Source organism: Streptomyces fumanus (assembly GCF_014655295.1).
Taxonomy (GTDB): Bacteria; Actinomycetota; Actinomycetes; order Streptomycetales; family Streptomycetaceae; genus Streptomyces; species Streptomyces fumanus.
The window spans coordinates 10696-21767 of record NZ_BNBI01000026.1 but is presented as its reverse complement, the minus strand read 5'-3'; the positions used below and the strand labels follow the sequence as shown (position 1 = coordinate 21767).

The following is an 11072-nucleotide window of genomic DNA, read 5'->3' as shown; positions in this document are numbered from 1 at the left end:
CTGACCGGCTGAGCACATCACTGACCGGCCGACCCAGTACCTCACTGACCGGCCGACCACTTGGCTACCTGAACACCGTCCGGAGGACACACCGGTGAACAATTCAGCGCTCGCCGAGGTCTGGCCGCTGTCGCCCCTCCAAGAGGGCCTGCTCTTCCACGCCCAGTACGACGAGCGCGCCCGAGACGTCTACGTGGGCCAGCACGCCGTCCACCTGGACGGCCCACTGGACCCGGCGGTGCTGCGCGCCTCCTGGGAGGCACTGCTGCGCCGCCACGCCAACCTGCGCGCCGCCTTCCCACGGCGCCGCGCCGGCGCCCCCGTCCAGATGATCGTCCGCGCCCCGGCCCTGCCCTGGCGGGAGGCGGACCTGTCGGACCGCCCGCTGCCCGAAGCGGAGGCCGAAGCCGACCGGCTGGCCACCGAGGAACGCGCCCGGGGCTTCGACCTCGCGGTCCCGCCCCTGCTGCGGCTGCTGCTGATCCGCCTGGACGGCTCCAGGTACCGGCTGCTGGTCACGATGCACCACATCGTGCTGGACGGCTGGTCCCTGCCCGTCCTGTTCCACGAACTGTCCCAGGTGTACGCGGCCGGCGGCGACCCGTCCGGCCTGCCACCGGTCGCCTCGTACCGCGACTACCTGGCGTGGCTGAACCGCCAGGACCAGGACGCCGCACGCGCCGCGTGGGCGGAAGCGCTGGCCGGGATCACGGAGCCGACCCTGCTCGTCCCCGCCGGCCAGGACACCCCGGCCCCCGTCCTCCCCCACCACCTCAGCACCCGCACCGGCCAGGCCCTGGCGGGCCGGCTCCGCGACACCGCGCGCACGCTCGGGCTGACCCTCAACACCGTCGTCCAGGGCGCCTGGGCACAATTGCTCGGCACCCTCACCGGCCGCACCGACGTCGTGTTCGGCGCCACCGTGGCCGGCCGCCCGGCGGAACTGCCCGGCGTCGAGCGCATGCTCGGACTGTTCATCAACACCCTCCCGGTCCGGGTGACACTGGACCCCGCGCGCCCGCTCACCGACACCCTCGCCGAGGTGCAGTCCCGGCAGTCCGGACTCCTCGCCCACCAGCACCTCGGCCTGGCGGAGGTCCAGCGCGCCGCCGGACCGGGCGCCACCTTCGACACGCTGATCGTCTACGAGAACTTCCCCGGCGACCCGTCGGCGCAACACGTCCCCGGCGGCCTGAACATCACCCAGGTGGGCGGCGACGACGCGTCGCACTACCCGCTCACCCTGGTCGTCTCACCGGGGGACGACATGGAGCTGCGGCTGGACTACCGGCCCGGGCTGTTCGACGAGGAGTCGGCGCGGGGGCTGCTGGACCGCCTGGTGAGCGTCCTGGCCCAGTTCACCGCCGATCCCCGGCAGCGGACGGGCACGGTGGAGCTGCTGAGCGCGGCGGAACGGCGGCTCGTGGTGCGGGAGTGGAACGACACCCGTCGGGCGGTGCCGGGTGGGTCGCTGGTGGAGCTGTTCGAGGCGCAGGTGGGGCGGACGCCGGGTGCGGTGGCGGTGGTGGGGCGGGGGGTGTCGTGGACGTATGCGGAGGTGAACGCGCGGGCGAATGGTGTGGCGTACGGGCTCATTGAGCGGGGTGTCGGTCCGGAGTCGCTGGTGGGGGTGCGGTTGGAGCGGTCGGCGGAGCTGGTGCCGGTGTTGCTGGGGGTGTTGAAGGCGGGGGCGGCGTATGTGCCCCTGGACCCTGGTCTGCCGGAGGTGCGGCGGGAGACGATCGCGGCTGAAGCGGGGGTGTCGGTGGTCCTCACCGATGCCGATGTGTTCGAGCCGGTGGATGCCGACCCGGGTGTCAGGGTGCCGTCGGAGGCTTTGGCGTACGTGATGTACACCTCCGGCTCGACCGGGGTGCCGAAGGGTGTGGCGGTCACGCACCGCAATGTGGTGGCGTTCTGCCTGGATGCCGCGTGGCGTGCGGATGTGGTCGAGTGCGTGCTGTTCCAGGCGAACCATGCGTTCGATGCCTCGACGTACGAGTTGTGGGTACCGCTGCTGCACGGCGGGAAGCTGGTCGTGCTCGCGCCGGGCGACACCGGGGCGTCGGAGCGCGGTGCGCTGATCGCGGAGCACGGTGTGACGAACGTGCACGCGACGGCGGGGTTGTTCCGGGTGCTGGCGGAGCAGTCGCCGGAGATCTTCGCCGGGGTACGGGAGGTGTCCACGGGCGGTGACGTGGTGTCCGCGTCGGCGATACGGGCCCTGCTCGCGGCCCACCCGGACCTGGTGGTGCGTACCACGTACGGGCCGACCGAGAACACGGCCTTTACGACGCAACTGCCGTTCACCGCGGGGGACGAGATTCCCGCGGCGGTGCCGATCGGTCGCCCGATGGACAACACCCGTACCTACGTCCTGGATGAGTTCCTGCGTCCGGTGCCGCCGGGTGTGGCAGGTGAGCTGTATCTCGCGGGCGAGGGCGTGGCGCGCGGGTACGCGGGCCGTCCGGGGCTGACGGCGGAGCGGTTCGTGGCCTGCCCGTTCGAGGAGTCAGGCCGGATGTACCGCACGGGGGACCTGACCCGCTGGAGCAAGGACGGTGTGCTGGAGTTCGTCGGCCGGGCTGACGAGCAGGTGAAGATCCGTGGCTTCCGGATCGAACCGGCCGAGGTCGAAACCGTCCTGACCACCCACGAGAACGTGGTCCAGGCAGCGGTGATCGCCCGCGAGGACCAGCCGGGCGTCAAGCGGCTGGTGGCGTACGTCGTCGGCGAGACGGACGAAACGGAGCTTCGCCGGTACGTCGCGGACAGGCTTCCGGACTACATGGTCCCGGCCGCCTTCGTCCCCGTAGCCGCGATCCCGCTGACCAAGAACGGCAAGCTCGACCGAGCCGCCCTTCCCGCCCCCGACCTGGCGGGCCGGACGACCGGCCGCGCCCCCGCCACCCCCACCGAAGAGATCCTCTGCGGCCTGTTCGCCGAGGTCCTCGGCCTGGAACAAGTCGGCGCCGACGACTCCTTCTTCGACCTCGGCGGCGACTCACTCCTCGCCATGCGGCTCATCGCCCGCGTCCGGTCGGTGCTGGACGCCGAGGTCAGCGTCCGCGAGCTGTTCACCGCGCGGACCGTGGCGGAGCTGGGCAGGCTGGTGCGGGCCGGGCAGACCGGCGGTCGCGCCGCCCTGGCCCCCGTCGAACGTCCGCGGACCCTGCCGCTGTCGTACGCGCAGCAACGGATGTGGTTCCTCAACCGGCTGGAGGCCGCCGGGGCGGGCGCCGGCTACAACGTGCCGCTCGCCCTGCGGCTGACCGGTGAACTCGACGTCCCGGCCCTCGACGCCGCACTGGGCGATGTCGCCGACCGGCACGAGAGCCTGCGTACCCGCTACCCGCACGACGAGGGAGTGCCGCGCCAGGAGGTGCTGAGCGGTGCGGAGGGGCGCCCGCGGCTGCGCACCGACGAGGTCTCCGAGGAGGCGCTGCGCCCGGCCCTCGCCGAGGAGCTGGGCCGCGGCTTCGACCTGTCCAGCGAACTGCCGTGGCGGGCGAGGCTGCTGACGGTGTCGCCGACGGAATCGGTGCTGGTGATCGTCGCGCACCACATCGCCGTCGACGGCTGGTCCATGGGGCTGCTGCTCAGCGATCTGGGGACGGCCTACGCGGCGCGCGTGCACGGCAGCGCGCCGAGCTGGGCGCCGCTGCCCGTCCAGTACGCCGACTACGCCCTGTGGGAACGCGAGGTCCTCGGCGGCCTCGACGACCCCGGCAGCCTGCTGTCCGGCCAGCTCGGCCACTGGCGGCAGACCCTGGCCGGGCTCCCCGACGAGCTGCCGCTGCCGACCGACCGCCCGCGGCCGGCCGTGGCGTCGTTCCGGGGCGGCTCGGTGCCGATCGCAGTGGACGCCAGGACGCACGCCCGGCTGGCGGCGGTGGCGCAGCGGGGCGGCGGCACCGTGTTCATGGTCGCGCAGGCGGCGCTGGCGCTGCTGCTGGCGCGGATGGGCGCGGGCAGCGACATCCCGGTCGGCACGGTGGTCGCCGGGCGCGGCGACCCGGCGACGGAAGACCTGGTCGGCTGCTTCCTCAACACGCTGGTGCTGCGCACCGATGTCGGCGGCGATCCGTCCTTCACCGAACTGCTGGCCCGCGTCCGGGACACCGACCTGGCCGCGTACGCCCACCAGGACCTGCCGTTCGAACTCCTCGTGGACGAGCTGAACCCGCCGCGCTCCCTGGCCCGGCACCCGCTGGTGCAGGTGGTGCTGAACTTCCAGAACATCCCGCGCGGCGAGGAGCCCTTGCGGCTTCCCGGGTTACGGGTCACCGCCGTGCCGCCGGACGAGGGCACGGCGGCCCGCTTCGACCTGTCGGTCACGCTCGGGGAGCGCCGCGATGCCGACGGCGCCCCCGCCGGCCTCGTCGGCGACATCCAGTACGCGGCCGACCTGTTCGACGAGCCGACCGTCCACGCGCTGGCGGCGCGGCTGGTCCGCGTGCTGGAGCAGGTCGCGGCGGACCCGGCCGTGACGGTCGGCGAGGTCGACATCCTCGATGACGAGGAACGGCTCCGGGTCACGCGCCGGCTCGCCGATCGCCCCGTCCCCGAGACCTCCCTGCCGGAGCTGTTCGAGCAGTGGGTGGTACGCGACCCGTCCGCGACCGCGGTGACCTGCGACGGCACCGCCCTCAGCTACGCCGCACTGGACGCCCGCGCGAACCGGCTCGCCCACGAGCTGATCGGCCGGGGCATCGGCCCGGAGAGCCGCGTCGCGGTCGTCATGGAACGGTCCGCCGACCTGGTCACGGCACTGCTCGGAATCGTCAAGGCCGGTGCCGCCTACGTCCCCGTCGACCCGGGCTACCCGGCGGAGCGGATCGCGTACACGCTGGCCGACGCGCGACCGTCCCTGGTCCTGTGCACCACGACGACCACACCGGCGGACACGGCGGGCATCACGACCCTGGTCTGGGACACCCCGGCCACCGCCGCAGCACTGGCCGCCCGGCCCGCCACCGCCCCGACCGACGCGGACCGCCGCGCGCCGCTGCGCCCCGGCCATCCCGCCTACGTGATCTACACCTCCGGATCGACCGGCCGCCCGAAGGGCGTGACGATCCCGCACGCCAACGTGGTACGGCTGCTGACCGAGACCCGGCAGTGGTTCGGATTCGGGCCCGACGACACCTGGACCCTGTTCCACTCCTACGCGTTCGACTTCTCGGTGTGGGAGATCTGGGGCGCGCTGCTGCACGGCGGCCGCCTCGTCGTCGTACCCCACCGGACCTCCCGCACGCCGCACCGGTTCCTGGAACTGCTCGCCGCCGAACGCGTCACCGTCCTCAACCAGACCCCCTCGGCCTTCGCGCAGCTCATGGCGGCCGACGCCGAACACCCCCGCGACGACCTGGCACTGCGCTACGTCGTCTTCGGCGGCGAGCCCCTCGAACCGGGAGGGCTGACCGACTGGTACCGCCGCCACCCCGACCCCGTCCTGGTGAACATGTACGGGATCACCGAGACGACCGTGCACGTCACCTACCAGCCCCTGGACGCCGAACTGTGCGCCGCCCGGCCCGGCAGCGTCATCGGCGGCCCCATCCCCGACCTCGGCGTCCACGTACTGGACGACTGGCTGCGGCCCGTACCGCCCGGCGTGACCGGCGAGCTGTACGTGACCGGCCGCGGCCTCGCGCGGGGCTACCTGGACCGGCCGGGACTGACCGCCGAGCGCTTCGTGGCCTGCCCGTTCACCGGTGGCCGCATGTACCGCTCGGGCGACCTGGCCCGGTACCGGGCCGACGGGACGCTGGAGCACCTCGGCCGCGCCGACCACCAGATACAGCTCCGCGGCTTCCGCGTCGAGCCCGGCGAGGTCGAGGCCGCGCTGACCGCCCACGACCAGGTGGGCCAGGCCGCGGTCATCGCCCGCGAGGAATCCGGCACGCGGCGGCTCGTGGCGTACGTGGTCCCCCGCTCCGGTGCCGGTCCGGTGGACGGCGCGGAGCTGCGGGCGTTCGCGGCGACGCGACTGCCGGAGCACATGGTCCCGGCGGCCGTCGTCCCGATGGACGCCCTCCCGGTCACCGTGAACGGCAAGCTGGACCGTGCCGCCCTCCCGGCCCCGGACTTCGCGGGCCTCGCCCGCGGCCGGGCGCCGCGCACGCCCACCGAGGAGGTCCTGTGCGGACTCTTCGGTGAGATCCTGGGGCTGGCCCGGGTCGGGGCCAGCGACTCGTTCTTCGACCTCGGCGGCGACTCACTGCTGGCCATGCGGCTGCTGGCCCGGGTCCGCGCCGCGCTGGACACCGAGATCGGCATCCGCGAACTCTTCGCCGCCCCCACGGTCGAGGCCCTGGCCCGCCTCGCCGAGGAGAGCCACGGCACCACGCGGACCGCCCTCGTGCCCCGCGCCCGCCAGGACGCGCTTCCGCTGTCGTACGCACAGCAGCGGATGTGGCTCCTCAACCAACTCGAGGAGCCGGAGCGATCCGCCGCCTACAACGTGTCCTCCGTCCTCCGGCTCTCCGGCGACCTGGACGTGCCGGCCCTGGAGGCGGCACTCGGCGACCTCGCCGACCGGCACGAGAGCCTGCGCACCGTCTTCCCCGAGTCCCACGGCACACCCCGCCAGGAGATCACCGGGGACCGCCCGCCCCTGCGCACCGAGCCGGCCACGGAAACGGACGTGGCACAGATCATCGCCGACGAGACCGGGCGCGGATTCGACCTCACGGCGGAACTGCCCTGGCGGGTACGGCTGCTGACGGTGTCCCCGGTCGAGTCGGTGCTGGTGATCGTCGCGCACCACATCGCCGTCGACGGCGTGTCCATGGGCGTACTCGCCCGTGACCTCGGGGAGGCGTACGCGGCACGGTGCGCCGGTAGGGCCCCCGAGTGGGAGCCGCTGCCGGTCCAGTACGCGGACTACGCGCTGTGGCAACGCGAAGCGCTGGGCGACCTCCAGGACACCGACAGCGTGATCAGCCAACAACTCGGCTACTGGCGTACGGCATTGGCGGGCATCCCCGAGGAACTGCCCCTGCCCGCCGACCGGCCCCGGCCGTCGGCGTCGTCCTTCCGGGGCAGCGCGGTGCCCGTCGAGGTGGACGCCGAGACGCACGCGCTGTTGTCGGAGCTGGCGCGGCGGCACGGCGTGACGATGTTCATGGTGGCGCAGGCCGCGCTGGCGGTGCTGCTGTCGAAGGTGGGCGCGGGTACGGACATTCCGCTCGGCACGGCGGTGGCGGGCCGCAATGAGGCCGCGGTCGAGAGCATGGTCGGGTTCTTCGTCAATACGCTGGTGCTGCGTACGGATGTCAGTGGTGATCCGTCGTTCGCCGAGTTGCTGGGGCGGGTGCGGGAGACCGACCTGGCCGCGTACGCCCACCAGGACGTGCCGTTCGAGCGGCTGGTGGAAGACCTGAACCCGGCCCGCTCCCTGTCCCGCCACCCCCTCTTCCAGGTCATGCTCGCGGTCGACGACGCGGAGGGCCAGGGCGAGCCGTGGACACTGCCCGGCCTCGACGTGACCCCGATGACCGGGGGTGCGACAGCGGTCGCCAAGTTCGACCTGTCGGTCCACCTGGAGTACCGGCACGGGGACGGAGCGGCTGCCGGTATCGCCGGTGTGATCCAGTACGCGGTCGACCTGTTCGACGAGGCGACGGCCAGGGGGCTGGCGGCTCGTTTAGTTCGGGTGTTGGAGCAGGTGGCGGTGGATCCGGGGGTGCGGGTCGGGGGCGTCGAGGTGGTCTCGGACGCGGAACGGCGGCTGGTGGTGCGGGAGTGGAACGACACTCGGCGGGTGGTGCCGGGTGGGTCGTTGGTGGAGTTGTTCGAGGCGCAGGTGGGGCGGACGCCGGGCGCGGTGGCGGTGGTGGGGCGGGGGGTGTCGTGGACGTATGCGGAGGTGAATGCTCGGGCGAACGGTGTGGCGTACGGGCTCATCGAGCGGGGTGTCGGTCCGGAGTCGCTGGTGGGGGTGCGGTTGGAGCGGTCGGCGGAGCTGATTCCGGTGTTGCTGGGGGTGTTGAAGGCGGGGGCGGCGTATGTGCCCCTGGACCCTGGTCTGCCGGAGGTGCGGCGGGAGGCGATCGCGGCTGAGGCGGGGGTGTCGGTGGTTCTCACCGATGCCGATGTGTTCGAGCCGGTGGATGCCGACCCGGGTGTCAGGGTGCCGTCGGAGGCTTTGGCGTACGTGATGTACACCTCTGGTTCGTCCGGGGTGCCGAAGGGCGTGGCGGTCACGCACCGCAATGTGGTGGCGTTCTGCCAGGACAGGGCCTGGACCGACGAAGTGGTCGAGTGCGTGCTGTTCCAGGCGAACCATGCCTTCGATGCCTCGACGTACGAGATCTGGGTGCCGTTGTTGCGCGGCGGCCGGTTGGTGGTGGCGCCGGCGGGTGACATCGACGCGGCCGAGCGTGGTGCGCTGATCGCCGAGCACGGTGTGACGAACGTGCACGCGACGGCGGGGTTGTTCCGGGTGCTGGCGGAGCAGTCGCCGGAGATCTTCGCCGGGGTGCGGGAGGTGTCCACGGGCGGTGACGTGGTGTCCGCGTCGGCGATCCGGGCCCTGCTCGCGGCCCACCCGGACCTTGTGGTGCGCACGACGTACGGGCCGACGGAGAACACGGCGTTCACGACGCACTTGCCCTTCACGGCGGGGGACGAGATCCCCGCGGCGGTGCCGATCGGTCGCCCGATGGACAACACCCGTACCTACGTCCTGGATGAGTTCCTGCGTCCGGTGGCGCCGGGTGTGGCAGGTGAGTTGTATGTCGCGGGCGAGGGTGTGGCGCGCGGGTATGCGGGCCGTCCGGGGCTGAGCGCGGAGCGGTTCGTGGCTTGCCCGTTCGAGGAGTCAGGTCGGATGTACCGCACGGGGGACCTGGCTCGCTGGAGCAAGGACGGTGTGCTGGAGTTCGTCGGCCGGGCTGACGAGCAGGTCAAGATCCGGGGTTTCCGGATCGAACCGGCCGAGGTCGAGGCCGTACTGAGCGCGCATGCTGGTGTCCGGCAGGCGGCGGTGATCGCCCGCGAGGACCAACCGGGCGTCAAGCGGCTGGTCGCCTACGTCGTCGGCGAGGCGGACGAACCGGCGCTGCGGGAGTGGGTGACCGAGCGCCTGCCGGAGTACATGGTGCCGTCGGCGTTCGTGACGCTCGATGCCATCCCGCTGACCAGGAACGGCAAGCTCGACCGGGCTGCCCTGCCCGCCCCGGGCCTGGCGGGCCGGACGGCCAGCCGTGCCCCCGCCACCCCCACCGAGGAACTCCTCTGCGGCCTGTTCGCCGAAGTCCTCGGTCTCGAACGGGTCGGCGCCGAGGACTCCTTCTTCACCCTCGGCGGCGACTCCGTGATGTCGATCTTGGTCGTGTCCAAGGCCCGCAGTGCCGGCGTCGTGATCACAGCGCGGCAGGTGTTCGAACACCGCACCCCCGCCGCCCTCGCCCGCGTGGCGGAGCTGGCGGACGAGGCGGCGGAGCAGCCCGAGGACGTGGCGACAGGGACGGTTCCGCTGACCCCGGGGATGCTTGAGGTGAAGGAGCGGTCGGGCGCGGCGGCGCTGACCGGGGCCTTCTGCCAGTCGACGGTGGTGAGCACCCCGGCGGATCTCACCCTGGAGCGGCTGGAACAGGCGCTGCGCACCCTCATGGACCGGCACGACATGCTCCGCGCCAGACTCGTCACTCCCGATGACGGTGCGTGGACGCTGGAGGTGCCGTCCGCGACCGAGGCGACCTCCGTCGCGCGGACCGACGCCGCCGGGCTGGACGCGGAAGCGTTCGACCGGTTGGTGGACGCACGGTCCTGGGACGCCGTGGCGGAGATCGACGCGGCGGCGGGTGCGATGCTGCGGGCCGTCTGGTTCGACGCGGGACCTGATGCCCCGGGACGGCTGCTGCTGGTGGCACACCACCTCGTCACGGACGGCGTCTCCTGGCGGATCCTGCTCCGGGACCTGGCCGCCGCGTACGCGGACCCCGGCACGGAGTTGCCGCGGACGGGCGCCTCCTTCCGCCACTGGGCACGGCATCTGGCGGCACAGGCCGTCAGCCGGCGCAGAGTGGACGAACTGCCCGAGTGGCAGCGGCTGCTCACCGGTCCGAACCCGGTGCTGGGCAGCCGTCCGCTGGATCCACGCCGGGACACCGTCGCCGCCGGAACCCACCGCGCAGCGCGCACGCTGCCCGAGTCGGCCACCGCGGCGCTGCTGGACCGGATCCCCGCGGACTTCCAGACGGGGACCGACGAGGTGCTGCTGGCCGGTCTGGTCGCGGCCGTGACCGAGTGGCGGCGCCGGCGCGGCGCGGGCACGGGCGGCGGGCTGCTGGTCGACATCGAGGACCACGGCCGGGAACCGCTGACCGCGGACCTGGACGTCACCGGGACCGTGGGCTGGTTCACCGGTTCACACCCTGCACGGTTGGACATCGGCGCGGCAGACCTCTTCGGAGTACGCTCGGGGAAGGCAGCGGTAGGTCTGCTCCTCAAGCGAGTCAGGGAACAATTGAGGGCGGTTCCGGGTGACGGTCTTGGATTTGGTCTTCTGCGTTATCTGAATCCGGCCACCGCCCCGGTACTGGCCGCATTGCCGACGGCCCGCATCGGCTTCAACTACTTGGGTCGAACGGCCATTGACGCGACCCCCGAAGAAGCCGGAAAGGCTGATTCCGTAACTCTCTGGCAGCCGGTCGGCGAGGCGGCGCTGGGCGGCGCCGCAGAAGCCGACACGGCCGCCGCGCACGAGCTGGACGCGAGCGCCCTGGTCCGCGACCAAGCGGCCGGATCAGCGCTGGACCTCGCCCTGACCTGCCCTTCCGGGCTGTTCACCGAGTCCGAGCTGGCCGAGCTGGCCGACGGCTGGGTGGCCATGCTCACCGGGATCGCCGCACACGTCACCGATGAGGACGGCCCCGGCCACACACCGTCCGACTTCGCACTCGTCTCACTGGAGCAGGACCAGATCGACGAGATCGCAGGGCAATTCCTCGGGGAATCGGACCAGGCGGGTCCCTGGTCATTTGGACAGACTCGATGAAATACCGAGCGTGGATTACCGTCCGTTGCAGGCGGGTCTGAGAGCTGGGGCGAGGGGGACGCTA

Annotated in this window: 1 protein-coding gene; it reads left to right on the top strand. The window is 72.5% G+C overall.

The features are described 5' to 3' along the window. The first annotated feature begins 94 nt into the window (after positions 1 to 94). Complete coding sequence (locus tag IE316_RS34910; protein ID WP_190208594.1) at positions 95 to 11008, top strand: non-ribosomal peptide synthetase; 10914 nt, start codon at positions 95 to 97, stop codon at positions 11006 to 11008. The last annotated feature ends 64 nt before the right edge of the window (positions 11009 to 11072 follow it).